We start from the raw sequence: 23,216 nt of genomic DNA, 5'->3' as shown, positions 1-23,216 counted from the left end.
TCAAGAAATGTAAAAACCCCACTCAAAAGGTGGGGTTTTTCATTGCTATAGCTTTTTACAAATAAGGATGTCCCGTCCTAGCATAGCGTTACACCAAAACTGTAACGTCATGGAAGAGAAGCAAGTAAATCAGGTTTATATAAAGCGAACTCAGAAGGATTATACAATGTCCTTCAAGCTTCAAGTGGTCGCTGAATTGGAAGAAGGCAAGCTCTCAGTACAGGGCGCTTGTGACAAATATGGTATTCAAGCCAAATCTACTGTTCGTGACTGGTTGCGAAAATTTGGTAACTTGGACTGGTCCAACAAACACCCCTTAAAAATGTCGAAAACCCCTGAGCAAAGAATATTGGAGCTGGAGCAAAAAGTCAAGCTGCTGGAACGTCAGAAGCAACCCCTAGAGAAGCAGGTAGAACGAGCTGACAAGAAGATCATTCTCTTTGATATGATGCTGGAGATGGCAGAGAAAGAATATAACATCCCAGTGCGAAAAAATATATCCCCCGAGTAATCGAGGGCAGCAACATTGAACACGGTTGGAGCAAGGTTGAATGTTGTGAGTTACTCGGGGTAAACAGGCAGTTTTATTACAGATGTAAGCAGGAGCAAAAGAAGCGGGAAGCCCTAACGGTGAAGGTATTGGAGCTAGTGACGCAGGTACGCATGCGACAGCCTCGCTTGGGTGTGCGCAAACTGTACACCATCTTGGAACAGGAGTTAAGGACTCTTGATGTAGGAAGAGATCGGCTTTTCGATATCCTCAGGGCTAACCATATGCTGATAAAGCCTCGCAGAAGATATCACGTGACCACCAACTCACATCACCGTTTCCGTAAGCACAAGAACCTGACGCAACACTTGGAGGTAAAGCGCCCAGAGCAGCTTTGGGTGGCTGATATCACCTACATAGGCACAAGGCAAAACCCGATGTACCTGGCTTTGGTCACGGATGCTTATTCCAAAAAGGTTGTTGGCTATGATGTATCCAACAGCTTAAATGCCCAAGGGGCTATCCGGGCATTGAAAAGGGGACTCCTGCAACGGGAATACCCTGCAGAAGCCTTGATCCATCACTCCGATAGAGGGTTGCAATATTGTTGTGATGATTATCAAGAAATGCTGGATGACGCACAGGTAACCTGTAGCATGACTGAGAAGTATGATCCTTATCAAAATGCAGTAGCTGAACGCGTAAATGGCATCCTTAAGCAGGAGTTTATAAGAGGAATCCAAATCAATGATATCCAACTTATGAAGAAAATAATCAAGCAGAGTATAGACATCTACAACACGGAAAGACCCCATTTATCATGCAGGATGAAAACGCCAGAATACATGCACCTGCAAAGAGAGATAAAGATTAAGACCTATAAAAAAGAAAACCCACCAGCACTTGAGCTAGTGGGATCCATATAAAGTTGTATCATTGTAAATCTGTAACGCTATTTCAGGACGTCACAGGAAGATTATAAAGTAGTATAAAGGATTTCTCCTTTATTGGAGACAACTACATCAAAAAGGGCATCAGGTCTATTAGCCAATGAGGTTTTCTCACTTGTAATTGAATATTCATTGAGGCTGATCTTAATTACATTAATTGCCCTGTTATCTTCTGAAAGCGCTAGAGTAGTATACTTAATCTCCCCACTTTGCTGGTTGATAGACAACAGTAATATACCTTGATGATTTTTTGAGCTTGATAATGATTGTGGTTCAGACTGGGATAAGTTGCCACTGTAACTGGAGTTACAGATAAAAGTGAAATTGTCCTCAAATTGAATGACATCCAAGACGTTTCCTTGAAGTTTTACGCTTCGTTGCCAAACCAAATTTCCATCTTTATCGATAGACTTTAGTTGTATGTTATCAGCTTTTGCACCATAATTAGTCATTTCTATTTCAGCAGTGCTTTGACCGATAAGGAATGAGCCATTTTGCTGATTTTTGTGTAGAAATAAAGGAGAAACTTGGTGTTCAATGACATCTTTCTCTTCAGTTCTATTAATGATTTTTCCATCTTCGGTAAGTTCAATGATAAAGTGCCTTTTTAAAAAGTGCTCTTTTTGTTTATTAATTGAAATCACTTTTGTGATGGCAGTGTCATCGATTTTACCCACATATGTTCCTATTGTTTCTTCTCCATTGGCATTTCCCAGCTCTTTGAACCATTGAATCTTTCCAAATCTTACTTTGGCTATAAATGCTTTTTTGTGGTTGTTATGTAAGTACCCTGTGGCAAACTGAATGTTGTTTGATGGAGGGGTTACGCATGTTGTAATATAGGAATGCAGTTGATGAATAGTCTTAGAATTGTCAAACAGGGCGATTGTTTGATTATTATAAGAAGTATATCTCGGTTGGTATGAAGTGAGACGGTTTTGAAGGTCATTAATTCTGATGCCACAGTAAGTGATTTTACTTTGTATAAAATTAATGTCCTTATAAAAGTAAACCTTAAGGGATTCTTTACACTCAATAATTTCAGTGTACTCAGAGGTGTTTTTTAGTAATGACTTAGCAAGACTCAAGCATTGTAGGGAATACAATCTCAAACTGCAGTAATAATCAAGAACTTCTCCATCACTATGCTGGTACATTAAGAAAGCCTCTTCCTGCTTGTATTTAAGTAAGAGTTGAAGTTTTTTGACTTCATAGTCAAATAAAAGGTCTATTGATGTAGAGAAGTGATGTTGAGATGCTGTAAAGTCATTGACAAAAGATTGAACCAATAGTTGTGCTTGGTCAAGTTCAAATTCATTGACTCTGAGCTGCAACGTAGTAATTTCTTGGTGAAGCGTATAGGGTGTGGAGGAATTTTGAGCTTTAGAATTTTGGGTTAACACACAGCCAAGTACTGCAAGAACAAATAATACTTTTGGTCTTGAAAATATAGGATTGCACAGCATAAGTTGAGACGGTTAAAATGGATGATAACACTGATGTTATAGAAGTATTAATGCCGTCATATAGTATTTTGGGTGAAAAGGTGAGAAAGTGCTATGGTAATAATACGCTAAGGTAGTTCTGTTGTTGTGTGTATTAATGAGGTGAGCTTGTGGCTTAGTTTTTCATGAAGTAAGATACAGAATATTTTTTGATGTTTTGCTGTAACTTTTTAATCAAAATATATCAATATTTGAAGATATAAGCCTGTTCTTTTTAGTTTTATAAAAAATCATTGAAAGGCTTTGATTATATGCTGTCAGGTGAAATTAGAGAATAATTAGCTAGTACTGACCATAATTCGATTTTGGAGTATTAAAATATAGCTTACTTCGTTATATAACCTGAATACAACATCCACAATTAATTAGTCCATATGAAATATTTTTTTCTGATCATCTCAAGTTTATTACTGACCATCTCTTTACAAGCACAAAATGTATATACAGTCAGTAATAATGTAAGGATTCCAGCACAATTTACAGATCTGCAAGAGGCTATAGACCAAGCACCAGCAGGTAGTATGATCTATGTTCACCCATCCTCTGTTTCGTATGGTGATGTAACCATCGCAAAGAACCTTAAGTTGTTGGGTGGTGGCTATATAGGTACGGATGAGTTTTTTGGAGAGAAGACTCAAATAGGTTCTGTGACAGTTTCTGAAACTACAAGTGATGTGACAATCGCCAATAATTACATTGAAAGGTTGTTTAGCAAGTCTGTAAGTGGAGATACAGATCAGCAGTTTGGGAAACTGACAATCGAGTTCAATTACATAGGAATTATAGAATTTACAGCACTTGATGCAACTGCCTATGCTATAGAAGCTGATATCAGAAATAACATTATCAATAGAATTTCATTAGAGACTCCATCAGTGTTAGGGAAGTCTGCCATTTATAATATTGAAAATAATGTGATTGGTTATGCCACGGGTTTACAAACGCAAGCTACAGCATTGATCAATAACCTTTTTTATCCTAGTAATGAAAGTGTTCCTGCATTGGTCAACATCTCAGATGCAGCAATTATCAATAACATATTTTTTGCTCAGAATGCTAATACCAATAATGATATTGGATTGGCTAATGTAACTAATTGTGTCATCACCAATAACCTTTGTGTAGGCACAAGAGATATTTTCAGCTCAGGTTCTGATGAGACCAATAGCTATGTTGATAATATAAACCAACAGGATCCTCAGTTTACAACGGTCAGCTATAGAGCAGATTTATACGAGTGGGTGACAACTTCAAATTTCACTTTGAAGTCAACTTCTCCAGCTTTGACAGCCGGTCAACAGGGAGATGCATTGGGTATTATGGGAGGAAATTATCCTTATAACCCAAGAGGAAGGTATATGATGCCTTATATCCAATCAATCTCTATAGATAAGCCTGTTGTTGAATCAGACAAGCAAATTAGGGTGACAATAAAAGCAGGTTATCCTGGCGAAGAACAGCAATAATTTTTCTGGACTCAAATCACTCAAAATGCGCTATAAACTTATCAAGCCAACCATTTTTTTATGCTTGTGCTTTCTGCCGCTCTTTTCTTTTGGACAGACAATATTGGGTTACGAGTACCAGATTGATGAAGACAAAGGTCCGGGAAAAGGAAAGTATGTGGCTGTAGAAAGCCCTTCTTCTGAAATAACAGCGGAATTGGATATTAATCTTTCAGAGTATAATCTGGATGAAGGAACACATATTGTGGTTGTACGTCTATTATGGGAAGATACAGCTAATAAGCAATATTGGACACTGAATACAGTCAGGCCATTTTTTATACGAAACCAAAGTACACCGACCGTTCATGAGCAAAAAGACATTGTCGCTTACGAATATTTCTTGAGTGATGATTCAGGTATTGGAACAGGTAGTCTAGTCACCTTATCCAATCCGTCCTCCTTGGTGGAGGACGAACTGGTTTTAAATGCCAGTGAAATAGAAAATGGGATTCATAGAATTGGAGTTAGAGTAAAGGATGAGTCAGGTGAATGGAGTACCTCACAGGCTGCCCGCTTTTTTGTACGTCCGCCAGCCAAGCCAATTACTCCCCAGAATATTGTAAAGGCAGAGTATTACTTTGGTGAAGTGCCACTTCAGAGTGAAGACAAGATGCCTACCTCTTATAGGTACAAGAAAAGTAATGTTTTGGAACAAAGTGTAGCGTTACCTTTGGTAGATTCTATTGATTCGGTAATGCCTGATGCCTCTGCAACTTTTGTTACCCTTCAAGGTGATACAGACAGTGTGGAGTTGGCACTTCCTTCAGGAAGGCATTATGTATATGCAAGGGTACAGGATGAACAAGGCAATTGGTCCATGACAACGCCACAACTTTTTGATATATGTTTTGAAGAATCACCTGTAATAGACTTTTCAATTAGCGATAGTTTAGGAAATCCAATTGTGGGAGATTCATTTGCAGGGAGGACAGTTATGCTGGACACTGTTAATACAGCAAATGCTGTACAGTTTTATTACAACTTTGGTGGAGACCCAAGGTTCGATAAAGAAGGTCCTGGGTTGAAGTATACTTTTGATGAAGGAGGTACTTACACCATTACTTTAAAGGCTGGGACATCTTGTGAGATTGATTCAGTTAAAAAAACACTGAATATAATTGCTCCCTTCCAAAGAGAGAATACAGAACTGGTGTTCAATATCAAGGAAGATGACCCGACTACGGTCCTTTGGTATGATTTAGATACATTTTTTGGTCATCCGACAGGTAGTGAGTTGACTTATGAAGCCATTTTAGAAAGAGGGAAAAAAACCATTACTTATGAAGATGGTTATCAGGAATCAACGGTTGTAGGGATTGACGCCAATAACAATCTTTACTTTAGAGCTGTAGAAAATCAGTATGGAGTAATAGAATTTACGCTGAGGGCAACAGATGAAAATGGTATCTCAACTGAAAAGAACTACGTCTTTTATATTGAGTTTGTAAACGATGCACCACAATTAAAAGATGGGGTAGAGTTTAATGATATTGTGACATATCAAGGAACACAAAGACTACTGATTGGAGATCTGGAAGCTTCATTTACGGATGTAGATAGAGATACTTTGGCGTTCGAAGTGTCAACAGATATTCCTGAGTTGACATTGGACCTTGAAAGAGTGCCCGTAAATAAGACAAGAAGCAAGTTGAATCTATATTTGACTACGGATAAAGATTTTGTTGGGGAAGGAAAAATATACATTTCAGTTACTGACAGTTTGAGAAGACCTGATGAGCCATTATATGCATATGAGGAAATCAATGTAACAGTTGAGAAATATGAAAGCGCTCCTGAAAGAACAGCCTTTGCATTGCCTTATGCAGGTATTTATGATGGAGACTTGATCAAGTTAATTGAGAACTTGGATGACTATTTTGTAGATCAGGATGGAGATGAGCTCTATTATGAGATTGAAATGGCGAATACTTCAGGAGGTAAAGTCAAAGCTGAAATGGTGGACAAGTCAATCTGGCTAGAAGCTGATTTTGGATATAGAGGAGCAGATAGAATAACGATTACAGCTTATGACCGAGAGGACTTTAGCTCAGCTAGAAGCATGTCGGATGATATTACAGTGCTGGTTTCTGATATCAATAATGCACCAAGAATTGACATGAGAAATATGAATTCAATTCTTTGTCCAAGTGGAAGTATCAATGTAAACCTAAGAGGAATTGTCTCAGATGACACCTCAGAAGCTGAGGATATAACAATTCAAGCATCTATTGTAAGTGTATCACCTTCGTCAATTAGTACAAGTTCGTTTGACTTTGCTTTTGATGGTGATAAAGTTGTGATAACGGACTTTCCAAATAGGCGAGCAACCATTCTGCTAAATGTGAAAGCATCAGATTCAGATGGTAATACCCGTTCAGTGGATCATGAGTTTATCGTGGCAGGTGCTGAAATTAAATTGGACAAGAGCGGTAATCTGGTAGCGACAGCAGGGGATGCTTATGAATGGATTGTAGATGGAGAAGTAGTCTCGGGTATAACTTCTCAGACTTTTGAGTTGCCAAACCCTGAGTCAGTGTATCAGGCGAAAGTAAAGCTAGGTAGCTGTAATGTGCTAACCAATAGACTTTTTGGAGATGGTACAGTGACAGCCCTTGACCGTGATTTGGTATTCGATAGCGTTACTATTCTCCCTAACCCTGTTGAAAATGGTTACTTTGATTTAAGTATCATTGGAAGCTATAGAGGGGGAGTGAGTCTTGAACTGGTGGACGCAACAGGGAAAATGATTTTGACAAAGACCCTTGAGAAGCAAAGTTATGATTTGTTGGAAAGAGTGGAATTGAATCCATTACCTACAGGGATCTATTTATTGAAAGTAGGAACAGGGAATTATAAAGGGATTTCTAAGAAGTTAATAATCAGGTGATATAGCGATATGCTAGATTGTGAAAAGGCTTTCTCATTAAATTGAGAAAGCCTTTTTGTATGTAAAGAAATTAGTAGAAATAGTGCATTCTAATAACATTAAGCTATGTTTCTTCTTGGAAAAAGTATATTTAGAATGAAAGTTAAACTATATTAAAATAAATTTGTATTTTACTATAAAGCTACTCTTGCATAATATCTTTGACAAGTGGAAAATATTGTAATCATACCGACCTACAACGAGATTGAAAATATACAGGCAATCATTGAAGCTGTACTGAAGTTACCGGTTCGCTTTGATATCTTGGTTGTGGACGATAATTCGCCTGATGGTACCGGACAGTGTGTGAAGACGCTCATGGAGCAAAATCCCGGTAGAATATTTATAGAAGAAAGAACCGAGAAGTCTGGCTTGGGAACAGCTTATATACATGGTTTCAAGAAAGCACTGTCATTGGGGTATGAGTACATTTATGAAATGGATGCTGATTTCTCCCACAATCCTAAAGACCTGATCAAACTATATAAGGCATGTTTTAAGAAAGGATATGACATGAGCATAGGTTCACGCTATGTGACAGGTGTCAATGTGGTGAATTGGCCAATGGGTAGGGTTTTGATGTCTTACTTTGCCAGCAAGTATGTTCGCTTTATCACTGGTATGAATATCCATGATACCACAGCAGGATTTAAGTGTTATCGCAGAAAGGTACTGGAAACAATCGACTTGGATAACATCAAGTTTGTAGGTTATGCTTTTCAGATAGAAATGAAGTTCCTGACATGGAAGTATGGTTTCAAAATCTGTGAGGTGCCTATTATATTCACTGACAGGACGAGAGGGGAATCCAAAATGTCATCCAGAATTTTTAAGGAGGCACTTTTCGGTGTGATGGAAATGACAGTTACAAGCTGGTTTAAGGAATACCATAGACCACCTTTAGAAGAAGAAAATATAGAAGCTGCATAAAAGCAGTAAATAACGACTTTAGATTGTATCTTATAGCCCATTCCGAAAGGATTGGGCTAACATGTTTTAAGGAAGGTTCACGCTATTTTTTATGATTGAAAGACAATTCCGTATCTACCGTTCATCTGCAGGGTCAGGTAAGACATTTACCTTGACAAAAGAATACCTGAAACTGGCACTGACATCACCTGGAGCAGATGATGATTTTGAGCCGGGTTATTTTAGACACATCCTTGCGGTGACTTTTACCAAGGATGCGACAAATGAGATGAAAGCACGAATTCTTTCAAAGCTCTCTGCCTTCGCTACTATGGATCCTTTAGATACAGGGGACATCATGCTGGAAGCAATTCTGGACGAAGTAGAAGGCCAATTCGATAGCCGTGACAATGCAAGAGAAACCTTATGCCATAGGGCAAAATTGGTGCACCGAAAACTTTTGCACAATTATGCTGACTTTTCTGTCAGTACAATTGACTCCTTCAATCAGAAAATTATTCAGGCATTCAAAAAAGACCTAGACCTTCCTTTCAACTTTGAGCTTGAGTTGGACAGCCGAGAGTTATTGGATGAGGCAACTTACCTCCTGCATGATATGGTTGGTGAAGACCGAGACAAGGCTTTGAGTGATTTGTTAACAGAATTTGCTCTAAGCAAGGCAGAAGAAGAGAAAAACTGGCACATAGACCGTGATTTGTTTGAGTTTGGTCAGAACCTTTTCAATGAGGACGCCGCAAAAGTTGTTCGACAGTTGAAAGGCTTGGACTTGAATGGTTTTAAGCAAATCAAGGAGCAGTTATTTCAGTTTGTAGAGAAAGTTGAGGAAGATATTGCAAGGTTTGCGCAAGAAGCTTTGGACTTAATCCACCAACATCAGTTAGAAGACAAGCACTTCAATAGAAAAGCGATTTACAATTTCTTTAAGAAAGTAGCGAGTAGGGAAGACTCATTGGAGAAGCTGGAGCCTAACAAAACAACTATTGCAACTATTGAGGATGATAAGTGGCTTTCAGGAGAAGCAAAGAAAGCAAAGTTGGAAGGCGTAATAGAAGGCATCAAAGCTGACCTGATTGATAAGTTCTATGCGATAGAGGCTTACCGTCAGGATGAAGAGCTGTTGAGCAATTATATAGTGGCAAATCAGGTAAGGAAACGAATTTTCTTGCTGGCAACTATCAATGAGCTTGATAAACTGCTGGAGGTGTTGAAAGTAGAGCGCAATATGGTTCATATCTCTGATGTTAATGCAAAGATCAACAGCATTATCGAGGGTGAGCCAGTACCTTATATATATGAGCGGATTGGTGAAAGGTATAAGCATATCCTGATAGATGAGTTTCAGGATACATCAATGATGCAATGGCATAACTTGGTACCATTGGTTTCCAATGCACTTACCAATCAGTGTCTTTGTTTGGTGGTGGGAGATGCTAAACAAGCTATTTACCGATGGAGAGGTGGTAGAGCAGACATGTTGGTAGGGCTTCCGGAGTTGCCAACCGCAGCAGGAACATTGCTTGAGGAAGAGGCTTTTGTTTTTAGGGAGCACGACAACCCTCAAGACTTGGATACCAATTTCCGGAGCCATAAAAATGTGATTACCTTCAACAACAATGTGTTTGAGACTTTACTTAAAGTATTGCCGCTACCTGACTTGCAAAGGTACTATGCGCAGGTGACACAGAAACATAACAGTAGAGATGGAGGACAGGTAAAACTAACGACAATCTCAAAGTTTGAGGATCAGACAACAGCAGAAGCCAATGAGGCATATGATTGGGCTACATTGGAGTATACTTATGAGAAAGTTCGGGAACTGAATGGTCAAGGATTTAGGTATGGTGATATCGCAATTCTGGTTCGAAATAACAGCCAAGGGGTAAAGATTGCCCAACACCTGATGAAGCACAAAATCAGTGTGGTATCTTCAGAGTCATTGTTGCTGACAAACTCTGAAGCCGTAAACTTTATCGTGGATTTCTTCAGACTGTTTACAACCTATGCGGATGCTTCATTGAGAATGAGGTTACTTAGGTACCTGAAAAAGCACCAGTATGTGATAGAAGCCAATGGAAGTATATCTCCTTTCTTTTCAGGCTTGGTTTATAATGAGCTGGCAGAAAAAGTCAGGGTCACCAATAGTTTGGAGTCTTTTGTGAGTTTGATTAACAAAGTCTTCTCCATTAATGTAGACCTGACAGCATTACAATTCCTTTCATTGTATGAAATGGTGGAGGAGTTGGTTCGCAGTATTAAACTGAACGAACTGAAACAGGAACAGATTTACCTGCATAAGTTTATGGAAGTAGTTCTGCAATTCAGTCAGCAGAAAGGCAACAGTATTCAGGAGTTCCTTCAGTTTTGGGAGAGAAAGAAAAATGATACTTCCATTACAACTCAGGAAAGTGAACACTCTGTAAGGGTGATGACCATCCATAAGTCAAAAGGGTTGGAATTTCCAGCTGTCATTATGCCTTTTGCAGACTGGCAATTGGTGCCTCGTCCAACTGATGCATTGTGGGCTGAATGGCAGGATAACTCGGTGGTTTCAGAACTGAGCGCTGTAAATATCGGGATTAGTAACAGGTTAGAGAATACCATTTTCCGTCAAGATTATATCAATGAAAAGCAGGCTGTTTTTACGGATGCCTTTAATATCTTCTATGTTGGATTGACAAGGGCAGGGGCTTACTTACATATTATCACCAAGGAGAAACCTGTAAAAGGTGGCAATATTCAGAATATAGGTCAACTGATGGATATGTTCCTGACAACATCAGAACTGGATATTCGAGAAAAGAAAGAAACAGTTTACCCTTTTGACAATCCGGTTTCGAATATTAAGGAGTATCATTTCTTTGATGATCATTCACATGAGCCGGAAGAGACAAAAGCTGTAAGTGGAAAAATGCCAATTGAGCATTTTATACATGCTGAAAACCGTGACAGGATTAGACTTCGAAGTAATGAGCTTGAAGGCAGTGAGCGTATGATTGCCATGTCAGAAATCTTCTCCGCAAGGAAAAGGGGCGTGATTATGCACAAAGCCTTTGAACGTGTGATGTACAGGGAGGATATTCACGATGCAGTCAAGTCATTGGTACATGAAGGGCTGATTACTGTCAAGGAAGTGCCTGAGTATGAAGAACAGATGGAACAGGTAGTGGCTATGCCTGAAATCTCCGCATTTTTTGATAGCCAAAGTGGTTATACAGTTAAAAATGAGGCAGAGTTACTGATCAAAAATAGTGATGCAATGTCCTTGGAAAGAGTAAAGTCACTAAGGCCAGACCGTCTGCTTCTAAAAGGAAAAGAGGCAATTGTGATTGACTACAAAACTGGATTATCTGATGAAAAATACAGTAATCAGGTGAATAAGTATGCCAGTCAGTTGCAGGATATGGGTTTTCAGTACATCCGTAAATTCATTGTTTATACAGAAGAACTGTATGTGGAAGAAGTGAAATAAGCTTAATTTAGCTTTGAAAAATGGTGAAGTAAATTGTCTTTTTGAGTGACGGTACGCATTTTGCTTTTAGCTGGTTGATGTTAGTTTCTGTAAGCAGCCAACACCTTGTAGTTGGCCTTATGATACTGAATTAATAGTTTCATGATTTATTGAATTAAACCAACTGACTAATGAATCCCAAATATCTCATCAAGCTTGCAATGGTACTTTTTGTGACTTTGACTGCTTCAATATCACTCAAGGCGCAAGTAGGACAGGCGTTTCCTAATATTAGTGTAACTGACCTGAACGATAAAAACCTTACACTGCCATCTGCGGCAAGGGGAAAGGTTACATTGATTGGAGTGGCTTATTCTAAGCAGTCCGATGATAAGCTCAACACATGGGTACAGCCATTTTACAATACATTTTTGTCAGCGCCCAGTTCAGGAACCATGTTTGTTCCAGAGCAGACTTATGATGTAAACCTTTACTTCTTGGGAATGATTAATGGTGTGGCACGTACAGCAGGGGAGAATGTTAGAAGCCGAATGAAGAAGAACATCATGAAAGACCTGCATGATAACACGGTGACATACAAAGGGAATATCAAGACTTACAAAGAAAAACTGAGCTTAGGTAAGAAAGACGATCCTTATTTGTATGTGTTGGATAGTAGAGGAAAAGTGGTCTATATGACTTATGGCGCATATTCTTCTTCAAAGATGAGAGAGATCGAAAATGCGGTTGAAAAGCATTCAAAGTAATTATACATATAGGAACAATGCTTGAGGCAGGTGATATACTACGATGTATCACCTGTTTTTTTATGTCCTTATACGGTATATTTCTTAGAGTGTAGTGTTGAAATGGTGTGTTGTATAAGGTGTTATATCATGTTTTGAATGAAAAAATTGTAACCAACTAATTTTATTGGTGTTTGGTTTTAAAAAAGGAGAATTTTTTTTGAATAAATTAATTGTAAAAATTACATTGAACCTGAAATGTAGCTAGCTGATTTCATCTGAAGTAGTTATGCTGTATCTAATGGACTGTGATTTATTTTTACTCATCAACTTTACCTCATTCTTGTTTAGTGCTTATATGTTTTTTATTCCGTAGCCATATTATATAAATACACAAATAATCAAGAATGATTATCTATATGACCTACCAATTCTGATAGTGTTGTATACATTTCAGTATCAAATAGAATAAATTATATATATATCAGAGTAATACGGAAAGTTAAACCTTATTATGATCGTATAACATTGTAAAAAATACTTTATTTGTATATTTGAGTCACAATAGTTTAAAGCAATATCAATACCTAAGCTATTGATTTTTCCAGAATATGAATTAACTGTAACTGTCTATATATAATCACTTTAGTTATTGCATTAGTAGCTAAATGATTTACACAAATATCACTACAATCTGTATTTAAGACTAAAAATAAGTATATGATGAACTTATACTTCCCATCCTGAAAATCCTTCATCCCTAAATCCTAGTAGCTAAAAGCATATGCTTCGGTAGTCGAATGCCTGTTTATTAAGGCTTTTGACTAATTGAATGGTAATGCTTGTGCCAGATCATGAAAGTCGTAAATCATATAATCTGGCGTCATGGGATTCCTATGTCAATTTTAAATTGAAAATCAACAACTAAGGATCTTTAAGACTTTATTAAAAGATCGAATATAACAAAGTGTAGTGTGTTTTAGTGAGGTTTGATTTTAGTTGAAAAGCTTCTTGGTAGTTGTTAGATCTTATAGTCTTTTTATAAAAAACTTCTCTTTTCACAGAACCCTGTGAAAACTTTGAATAACGACATGTTCCTTTCAACATAAAAGCAATGGCTTTTGGAAGATTTTACATCAAAAAGAATGTACTGTCACCAAATGTCAATTTCCAATCTGTAATCCTAACCTAAAAATCATCAAATGATGAAACGTTTAAATTTTCTACTATTCTTTTTCTCATTGCTGCTCTGTGCGCAGTGGGAAACGGCCAAGGCAAATAGCCCTGGAGATGAAAGTATCGACCCTTCGGCCTGTATCGGTGAAGTATTAGCTTCGGCTCCTAATTTCAGGCCTGGAATTGAGTCAATTTGGTTAACATTTACGCAAGAGTACAAAGTTAATGCTCCAAATGGATATCACTGGTACCTAAATGGTAAGTATGTGGATAAAACGGAATATCCTAAGTTGGAGATTTGGGAACCAGGTGCTTACACGGTAAAAATACCTTCAGATTACTGTGGTGATGGAGATGTAGGTGGTGTTGAAGTGGGAGTGGATGAGATCTTAGTAAAAATCGATAATGCGATCAATAGTCCATTTGTACTGACTTGTGAGAATCCAGTAGTTGATATCGATTGTATAGTAAAAATTAATGGAGAGGTTGCAGACCAAACTGGACTTCATACCATTGTTTGGCAAAGAGCCAATAATGAAAATGGTAACTATCAGGATATCACTAACTATTACGATCCTACACTTCCTGCAAAAGAAGAAGGTTGGTACAGATGCTGTTATTATGAAACACTTGACTCTGAGCCAATTTATTCAGACCCTGTACAAGTTGAAGATGGAAAGGTATTCCCAGGAGAGTTTAAGCTAAAGGCTTATCCTTATACAAAAGATATCTACTGTCGCTATAACAAAGTATATCTAAAGTATTTTGAGTACCATATTCCTCTTCTAGATGAAATCTCAGACGTTGCTTTCAATGGTTTCAAAGGGTATTCGCATGACTTCTCGGGTCTTTCGTTCCAGTGGTACAAAGATGACAAGAAAATCAAAGGTGCGATTTATCCTGAATATGCAGCAGAAGAAGAAGGTCTGTTCAAGCTAATTGTTACTTATGATGAATCAGGCTGTACTGAAGAGTATACTTGCTATGTAGCTGATAAGCGCTACCTGAAAGAAGTAGGAATTACACCAAATGGTGACAATGCGACTTTGACTTGTGCAGATACGAAGAAAGAGTTCTGCTTGACTTTGGATGGTTACTTGTTTAGTAAATATGACCGCAAAGAAGATATCAAGAAAATAGTTTGGCTGATTGATGGCGTTGAAGTAGATGAGCACCACTACAAGAGATACTATGAAAAATGGGGTAAGTGGCCAGATGACTGCATCAAGATTGATGAAGATATGTTTGCTGAAGGTAAAAGCTCAGCTGAGTTGACAGTACAGGTAACTTATGGCGATAGATACAGCTACAAAGATGGTTATTCTTACGATGACAAAAACGGATGTAAGGATATGTATACCATGACTATCTACAGAGATGTAAATAAGCCAGCTGTTAAGATTACTTCTGAGTTAGGGGAGACATTGACTTGTAAGTACCCTGAATTGGAGCTTTGTGCTAATATCCATGATTATGCAGAAGATCCTCATTACTACTATAAGTGGTTCAAACTGATCAAGTACAAATACAATGGTGGTGATAGCCGTTGGAAAGAAGATAATGAGGACCACGAATGGGCAAAAGACTGGAGAAACAGCGGTCATTACCTGTATCAGTTGAATGGTGAAGTAGAAGAGTGTCTGACTGTCAGTGATGAAGGTGTTTACCTGCTTTATGTATACAATAAGATGACTGGTTGCTATGGCATTGACTACATCAAGATCGATGACGAACAGGAAGAGCCTAAGTTCTACTTGCACAAGGATTACGATGAACTGACTTGTGAGAATGAAGGTAAAGTAACATTGGAATTGAAGCTGAAAGATGGTTATCACGCTGACTTGTCAGATTATGTAGTGAAGTGGTTCTTGAATGGTACTGAAATAGCTGACCGTAAGAATATGCCAGTTCTGTATGCTACTGAAGAAGGTACTTATAAGGTTACCGTGAAGAACAAAGAAACTGGTTGCCAGAATGTACACACGTTCTATATCTATGATAAGCAGACAGAGGACTTGGGTATCACATTGACTCCTAATGATGATTATGATAACCAAGTGATCTGTGATGACTACAAGATCAAGATCACAGCACTGAAAAACGGTCTTCCTTTCATGGATGATAAAGGCAGAGAAAACTGGTCGAAAGAGCAATGGGGTGGCGATTGGAAGAAAAGAAGAAACAACTACAAGTTCTACTGGTACTTCAAGGATGCCAACAATGGCTTTGAGTTGCTGACAGAATATCATGATGATGATTACAAAGAGTCTTATATCTATGCGTACAAGCCTGGTACTTACAGAATTCAGGTTGTAAACAAAGAGACTAAGTGTTATGATATTGCTGAGGTGACTATCTCAGAAGACAAGAACAAGCCTGCGGTAATGATTGTACTTGGTGATCAAGGTAAAGTACTTTCTTGCAAAACGCCTAAACTGAAACTTTACACTTCAGTAATGGATTACAGTGAGAACCCTCATTACTACTACCAGTGGTATAAGGTTGTGAAGAAAAGATATGTATATGAAGTTTCTACTGGTAAAGGTTACGGTAAGGATGAAATCGAAATCCTGAGAGGTGAGAATGGTTATTACGACAGAGACAATAAAGATTACGGATGGGCTAAAGGCTACTATGACAAAGGCTACTACTTGTACAAACTGAATGGTAAAGTAAATGAATGTCTTGAAGGTGTAGATATGGAAGGTATCTATGTAGTGAAAGTAACTAACAAGAACACAGGTTGTGAAGGTTATGACTACGTAGAAATCGAAGAAAACTACAAAGAGCCTTATGCAGTGCTTAACCCTACTCACTACAAGTTGAGCTGTGAGCACCCTCACGTAAAACTGATCGCAGAAGCATCAGGATATGCAAGCAGTACTGATTACGACTATGTTTGGTACAAAGGTACTACACAGTTGGATGAAGACACTAGAATCTTGAAAGTAACTGAAGCTGGTCTTTACAAAGTGAAAGTGATCAACAGAGAAAGTGGTTGTTATAAGGAGCTGGAGTCATACATTGATGACGAAAGAAAAGATTTCAACCTGTCGATCTGGCCAATGCATTTTGAGCTGTGTGATGGTGATGTATTGCTAAGTGTAAAAGTAAATGAGCAAATCAAGACAGACGGTTACTCTTACCGTTGGTACAAGAATGATGAGCTGATCGAAGGTGTTGATACACCAACTTACACAGCTACAATGGTAGGTAAGTATACTGTACTCGTAACAAACGATCACACAGGATGTACAGGAACGGTATACTCTCATGTGAAAGAGTGTGACGAAGGAGAAGAGCCAGGTGAAGAAGAACCATGCGAACGTCTAAGTGCGAAACCGGTTTATGCTAACAATGGCGCTCTTAAGGTTGAGATCATGAATGGTGTAGCTCCTTACACATATGAAGTGAAAGAATCTGATGGTTCATCATTCGGAGGAACAACAGAGACTAAGTACATTGAGGAGTCTGGCCTGAGAGAAGGTAGAACAGTTGTGATCGTGTATGACAAGAAGGGTTGCCGTGGATACTTCACATACAACATTGATGGCAGAACTACTGAAGAGCCTAGAGAGGAAACTCCAAGAGAGGAAGAGCCAAGAGAAGAAACTCCAAGAGAGGAAACTCCTACTACAGATTGTGCATACCTGACTGCAAAAGTGCTGGCTTCAGGAGATGGCAGACTGAAAGTGGAAATCACAAATGGAGAAGCTGGCTACTCTTATACTCTGAAAAAGCCTGATGGCTCAACTGTAGAAGGTAGCACTGACACTAGTATCATCGATATCAATGGTACAGGAGATGGCAAGCATGTACTGATTGTACATGATGTAAATGGATGCCGAGGATACTTCACTTACTACTTGGGCGACAACAATGCACGTCTAGGTGGAGTTACATCGGTAATCGATGCAGGAAACGTAGAATTCTATCCTAACCCAACTACTGGTTTGATTAACGTGATAATCCCTGATGCGACTTACGGAACGAAGGTAGGTATCTTCGATGCAAGTGGTAAAGTGGTATTGGAAGCGGTAATTGAAGCAGGAATACAGGAGAAACAGATTGATTTGAGTGGTAATGCACCTGGTCTATACCTGATGAGAACTATCTCTAATGGTCAGACTGCTACTCAAAGGATTATCCTGAAGTAACGTACAGACAGAGCGGACCAATAATAGGTTCAGGCGGCCGGAGTTCTCTCCGGTCGCTTTTTTTAAACCAAAAAAAAGCATGGCAGGGTAAGGTACCCATGCCATGCTTCGGTTTATAGGAGAAAACGCAAATTTTAATTATTTATCCCACCATACCCTTGAGGTATAACTGTCTCCACCATTAATTCTGCTGGCAGCAGCTTCGACATTGGTAGAGTTTGAGGCATATTCACTTGAGCCATATGCTCTTCTTCTTGGAATGGAAGAAATAACAGCATTAGGACTAGGTGAGAGGTTAGGGTAGTCTAACCTTCTCCATTCAGACCAAGCTTCAGTACCTTGCATAAATAAGGCAACCCATTTTTGTTCACCAATTTGTTGCCTCCACATATTTTGGTCAAACTGAACTTCAGGTTGAGCTAGGTAATCGTCAATCATTTCTGAATCTACGCCAACCTGTTCCATTGAGAGTCTGATCGCATTGTTGTAAGCTTCAGAAGCTGTAGCAGTACCTCCAGATATATATCCTCTGGCAGCTGCCTCAGCTCTAATGAACTCAACCTCTGCAGCAGTCATAATAACTGATGGCGCTTCTTGTGCAAGGAAGTAAGACCCAATTTGTGAGTAAGAAGAAGCTGAATAAGAATCTACTTCGCTTTCTGATAATCCATACGGAAATCCGAAGTATCCTCCGTCATCTGTTTTAGAAGCAGTAGTGTCTGCGTATACCAATAGTCTCGGGTCGTTGGTACTTTTCAGTAAATCCACCATGCCTTCAGAAATCATAAACTCATCACCACCATTTGCCGTGATGTTGGTGTAGTATAATGGGTTTGATTCTGCCTCTGATTCCAAATGGAAAAGTTGTACGATATCATCGGATGAAGACAATACATCTGCGAATGAATTGTCGTTGATCAATTCATTGGCTTTACTGTCGTTCACTTCTGATAACCTTAATGCGATCCTTAGTTTCAGTGAGTTGGCAAACTTTTTCCACATAGAAATATCCCCATTAAAGAACATGTCTCCTTGTAACCTTGGTTGAGCGCTAGCATCTAATGCATTGGACGCTTCATCAAGTTCTTTAAGCAGATCATTGTAAATAACTTCCTGTGTGTCATAAGAAGGAAGGAATAACCCATTTTCACCTTGCAATGCTTGTGAGTAGGGAACATCTCCCCAAATATCTGTGATATTTTGGTAAGCCCAAGCTTTCATGATTCTGGCAACGGCCAATTGATTCTGAACGTTTCCGTATTTAGCCAGACTCTCGGTCATCTCAGCATCAGAGCAGAGTTTGATCATCTCATCCAAGTTGATAAGGGGACCAGCATAAAGCCCACCAAAACTTGAAGCTCCAGATTCATCATAATTAGAGAATCCAGGGTATTCTACTTGCGAAATTTGTTGGGTGTATTGTGAGCCTACAAAACCAAAACCACCAGTGGCGAAAGATCCTGCAATACTAGCTTGCGCTGAAGACAGTAAACCAGGAGTGGCAACTTCAGATGGTAAGTTTGGACTTACGTTCATTTCCTCAAAATGATCACAAGAGGAGAGCGAAAGGAAAGCTACAATGGTTGCAGCATTGATATATCTGAACATTTTCATGTTGATTTCTTATTAAAGTTTGATGTTTAATTTGAATCCAATTGAGCGAGTAGAAGGGAACTGACCAGATTCATATCCAATAGCATTGGATGTTGTAGTGTTGATTTCAGGGTCAAAGCCATCTGTATTGGAGTGTAGTAAAGCAAGGTTTCTACCTGTTAGGGAAATTGATGCAGTAGGAATACCAATTTGAGAAGTCCATTTTTTAGGAAGTATATAGGATATACTCAATTCTCTAAATTTGACATAACTTGCGTCATATACGAATGCTTCGGGCAATTCTGTTAAGTCACGGAAGAATGTAAACGCAGATGCGTAAGTTTCGTTCGTTTCATATTGACCTGTTGTCTCGTTGATTACAACACCAGCAGCTTTGTATCCACCGCCTTCTTCAATAGGGTCACGGTAGTTCATACCATTGTCATTGGTACCAACAGTCATTGCAGATGTACCAGCTCTAGCACCCCACAGGTTGATATTGGAGTAAATCATGCCACCTCTTACAAAGTCCAGCTGAGCACTTAGAGAGACACTTTTATACCTGAATGAAGTCAATACGCCACCGTTAAAATCTGGCAATACCGAACCAACATTGACAGGTTCATCAGATTTAGCATAAAGACCATTGCTTTGAACTATTCTATTGCCATTGTCATCATATTTATAGCCATTTCTGACATATAAGTCTCCCCATGAGCTACCTACTTCTGCTTTTACCCATGCTCTTGACGCTCCTTGAGAAATGGTATACTCATCCATGCCTTCAAACAGTTCGATAATTTTGCTGTTGTATTTGGCAATATTGAATGATAGGTTCCAGTCAAAATCTTTTGTTTCGATTGGTTTTACATTGAATAGCAATTCAACACCACTGTTTTGTATTTCACCAGCATTGACAATTGTACTCGTAAATCCTGATACGGCAGGGATATTTACATCTAGGATTTGATTCTTTGATCGTTTGTCAAAGTATGTAGCGCTTAAGCCGACTCTACCATTAAAGAATTGTGTTTCCAAGCCAAACTCTATTTCTGAAGAAAGCTCATTAACCAAGTCTGAATTCGGTAACTGGTTTGGAAGGTTGAATGTGTAGTAATCTCCGTAATTTCCAGTAGTGTAAGTCTTATAGAGTTGGTAAGCGTCTGTATCTTTACCTGCCTGACCATAACCAGCTCTAAGTTTACCGAATGATAGGATATCTTGATTACTTAATAACTCTGAGAATACGAAGCTACCACTTACAGCCGAGTACCCGTACCTGTTGTTTTCAACTGGCAGGGTAGAAGACCAGTCTATACGGTGGCTGGCATCTAAAAAGAGCATGTCTTTATAACCAACAGATCCGCTTGCAAAGATTGAGTTGATTTGGCTTTCGTAAATAGAAGAAGCAAAACCAAGCTCTTTGTTGGCTGCGTTTCTGACATTGAAAAAGTTGTCAAGGATAATACCATCACTACCTGTATTTACACCTGTAATACGGGCATTGACCTGTCGGATATTACCTCCAAGAATAGCATTGACAGATATGTTGTCATTAAACCTTTTATTGTAATTGACGATAGCTTCGTAGTTATTTTCTGTTGATGTTCTGATGTACTCGCTATAGTAAGCATCTTCTGTTCCTAATACGCCTCCAACACCTACCTGCTCATTTACTTCCATTGAGTAGTGGTCTGTCCTTGCAGTTGTAGTAATTGAAAGCGCATCATTCAGTTTGAACTTTAAACCTGCATTACCATAAATACGGTTTTTCTTGTCTTTAGCAAAGATGTTTTCCATTGACCAGAAAGGGTTATTGGACCACCTTGTGTACAATCTACCATCTCCAATGTCACGCATATTCCAACCAACTTCTTGAACCAAACTTGGGGAGTAGGTGTATTTGCGGAGCATGTCAGGATCCAGTTGTCTTTGTGACCAAGTACGTAAAGAAGAGGTATTAGAGCCACTCTCTGTGTAACCTGTTAAAGGTCTTCGTGTCTTTTGGTTAACATAGTTGACTGCTGCAAAGGCATTGATAAACCTATTGACATCAGAAGATGCCTTCAAGGACAAGGTTGTTTTATCTAACTTAGTAAATGGAACAATACCTTTCTGGTTGATGTTTGTAATTCCCATTCGGAATTGTGAAGTCTCATTACCTCCTGTAAAGGCAATGCTATTGGTTGTCGTGATACCCGTATCAAACATCTTTTTGTAGTTGTCTGATTGTGGGTTAAGTGGTACCAATTGGTTGTATGTTTCACTTTCAGGAACAAAGGAATGCCACATTAATACGGGTGTACCATCCATTTTTGGTCCCCAACTCTCATCACGTCCTGTTTCAATAGCAGGAGCGCCATCAAACTTCTCCCATTCTGGCCCATGAACACTCGGGTTATATTCGAATGTATCCATTGATCTACCACCAGCGTATTCGTTTTGTAGGTTTGGTGTGATATATATATTGTCAAATGTTATACCTGTGTTGATTTCAATACCTAAACCCTTTCTGGATTTACCACTTTTTGTAGTGATGATAACGACACCGTTGGCTGCTCTACTACCATATAATGCGGTTGCAGCGGCTCCTTTCAATACTGATACACTTGCAACATCTTCAGGGTTGATGTCTTGTGCGCCATTTCCAAGGTCATATCCACTTGTTGGTGCGCCAAGATTGTAATTGTTTATTGGCGTTCCATCTACAATAAATAGAGGCTGGTTTGACCCTGATAGGGAGGAATAGCCACGAATTACCATACTTGAACTACCACCTACAGCACCAGAGGCAGACTTGATCTGTACCCCTGCTACTTTTCCTTGAAGAGAGTTAATAACTGATGTTGGATCTTTGGTTGCTAAGTCTTTTGAATCGACTTGTTGTACTGCATAACCAATAGAACGTTCCTCTCTTGTAACACCTAGTGCCGTTACCACAACTTCCCCAAGTTGTTGTACATCTTCAACCAGTTTTATAGAAAATGAAGTTTGATTGCCAATCTCTACCGTTTGCTCCATATAGCCAACAGATCTAAAGGTAAGTAGCTTAGCGTCTTTGTCTAGTGAGAGTTTAAAGTTACCATTGAAGTCAGTAGTGGTTCCTGCTGAAAATTCTTTTACAAGTACGAATACTCCTGGCAATGGAGCTCCATTGGTATCAGTGACACTTCCTGAGACCACCCGTTCTTGTGCATTGGCTATTCCGCATGTGAATAGCATAGCAATAAGTAGCAATAATAGTTTTTGCATGTTCTGTAAGATTATTATAGTATTTGAAGTATGTCAGGTACTGTTTGTTGAAAATCAACCTTCAGTGAAATAATAGTTTGTTCTTGTAGCTAAGACTCAACTTTACATTTGTAAAACTGTGTGTACCCGAAATAATATTTCTTCAAAGGTTGGTTGTGAGACTTGTATTAACATCACTGAAAACTATGATTTACAGGGTTTTGATTCTTGAGTAAAATTATCAAGTGGTATTTATTAAAAAGGTAGGAGACAGGTGATGGTACTTTGCTTAATAATAACTTTGAAGTAGTTTCTATTTTAAAGTTCAGAAAATGAATGATTTAATATTTTATTAACTTTCATTATCTCCAGAATGCAATTCTAGGTCTTGCACAGCAATAACTTTTTCCTACCTTTGCACTCCGCAAAACGGGAAACACCCGCAGCGGCCAGCCACTCCAACGGGAGCGGTGATAATGCTTCCTGACAGCGACAATGGATAAGTGAAAATTAATTCACAATGTTGCTTGCAAATAACGGGAAAAAGGTTTTACCT

The 23,216-nt window shown here is 38.8% G+C and carries 11 protein-coding genes; 8 read left to right on the top strand and 3 right to left on the bottom strand.

Features of this window, described 5'->3' with window-relative positions; all coding sequences use genetic code 11:
* The first annotated feature begins 109 nt into the window (after positions 1-109).
* Together V6R21_RS19575 and V6R21_RS19570 are read left to right on the top strand one after the other, a co-directional pair.
* Positions 110-511 (top strand): transposase, encoded by a 402-nt coding sequence (locus V6R21_RS19575; RefSeq protein ID WP_334245245.1) that lies wholly within the window; start codon positions 110-112, stop codon positions 509-511.
* Positions 499-1,416, top strand: coding sequence for an IS3 family transposase (locus V6R21_RS19570; RefSeq protein ID WP_334247588.1), 918 nt, complete (start codon positions 499-501; stop codon positions 1,414-1,416). Before V6R21_RS19575 ends, V6R21_RS19570 begins: the two co-directional genes overlap by 13 nt.
* A 50-nt stretch (positions 1,417-1,466) precedes the next feature.
* Here the strand turns inward: V6R21_RS19570 and V6R21_RS19565 are convergent, their stop codons facing one another.
* Positions 1,467-2,906 (bottom strand): hypothetical protein, encoded by a 1,440-nt coding sequence (locus V6R21_RS19565; protein ID WP_334245244.1) that lies wholly within the window; start codon positions 2,904-2,906, stop codon positions 1,467-1,469.
* A 413-nt stretch (positions 2,907-3,319) separates the two neighbouring features.
* On the opposite strand from V6R21_RS19565, the gene V6R21_RS19560 reads away from it, so the two are divergent.
* From V6R21_RS19560 to V6R21_RS19535, 6 genes are all read left to right on the top strand, one after another.
* The gene (locus V6R21_RS19560; RefSeq protein WP_334245243.1) at positions 3,320-4,411 is read left to right on the top strand and encodes a right-handed parallel beta-helix repeat-containing protein; all 1,092 of its coding nucleotides are present in this window, start codon (positions 3,320-3,322) and stop codon (positions 4,409-4,411) included.
* Between the two features lie 25 nt (positions 4,412-4,436).
* The gene (locus V6R21_RS19555; RefSeq protein ID WP_334245242.1) at positions 4,437-7,340 is read left to right on the top strand and encodes a T9SS type A sorting domain-containing protein; all 2,904 of its coding nucleotides are present in this window, start codon (positions 4,437-4,439) and stop codon (positions 7,338-7,340) included.
* 207 nt (positions 7,341-7,547) lie between these two features.
* Positions 7,548-8,309, top strand: a complete 762-nt coding sequence (locus V6R21_RS19550) for a polyprenol monophosphomannose synthase (protein ID WP_334245241.1) — start codon at positions 7,548-7,550, stop codon at positions 8,307-8,309.
* 91 nt (positions 8,310-8,400) lie between these two features.
* Positions 8,401-11,778 (top strand): UvrD-helicase domain-containing protein, encoded by a 3,378-nt coding sequence (locus tag V6R21_RS19545; RefSeq protein ID WP_334245240.1) that lies wholly within the window; start codon positions 8,401-8,403, stop codon positions 11,776-11,778.
* Between the two features lie 170 nt (positions 11,779-11,948).
* Positions 11,949-12,524, top strand: coding sequence for a hypothetical protein (locus tag V6R21_RS19540; RefSeq protein WP_334245239.1), 576 nt, complete (start codon positions 11,949-11,951; stop codon positions 12,522-12,524).
* 1,181 nt (positions 12,525-13,705) lie between these two features.
* A complete protein-coding gene (locus V6R21_RS19535) occupies positions 13,706-17,836 on the top strand; it encodes a T9SS type A sorting domain-containing protein (protein WP_334245238.1) in 4,131 nt (1,376 codons plus the stop codon).
* Positions 17,837-17,974: 138 nt separating this feature from the next.
* Here V6R21_RS19535 and V6R21_RS19530 read toward each other — a convergent pair whose 3' ends face one another.
* Both V6R21_RS19530 and V6R21_RS19525 read right to left on the bottom strand, forming a co-directional pair.
* Positions 17,975-19,450 (bottom strand): SusD/RagB family nutrient-binding outer membrane lipoprotein, encoded by a 1,476-nt coding sequence (locus V6R21_RS19530; protein ID WP_334245237.1) that lies wholly within the window; start codon positions 19,448-19,450, stop codon positions 17,975-17,977.
* A gap of 12 nt (positions 19,451-19,462) precedes the next feature.
* Entirely contained in the window at positions 19,463-22,681 is a 3,219-nt protein-coding gene (locus tag V6R21_RS19525) for a SusC/RagA family TonB-linked outer membrane protein (RefSeq protein ID WP_334245236.1), read from the bottom strand.
* Between the last annotated feature and the right edge of the window lie 535 nt (positions 22,682-23,216).

The organism is Limibacter armeniacum (assembly GCF_036880985.1).
GTDB classification, from domain to species: domain Bacteria; phylum Bacteroidota; class Bacteroidia; order Cytophagales; family Flammeovirgaceae; genus Limibacter; species Limibacter armeniacum.
Note: the sequence above shows the minus strand (reverse complement) of the source record. Positions and strands in the feature narration are given on the sequence as shown.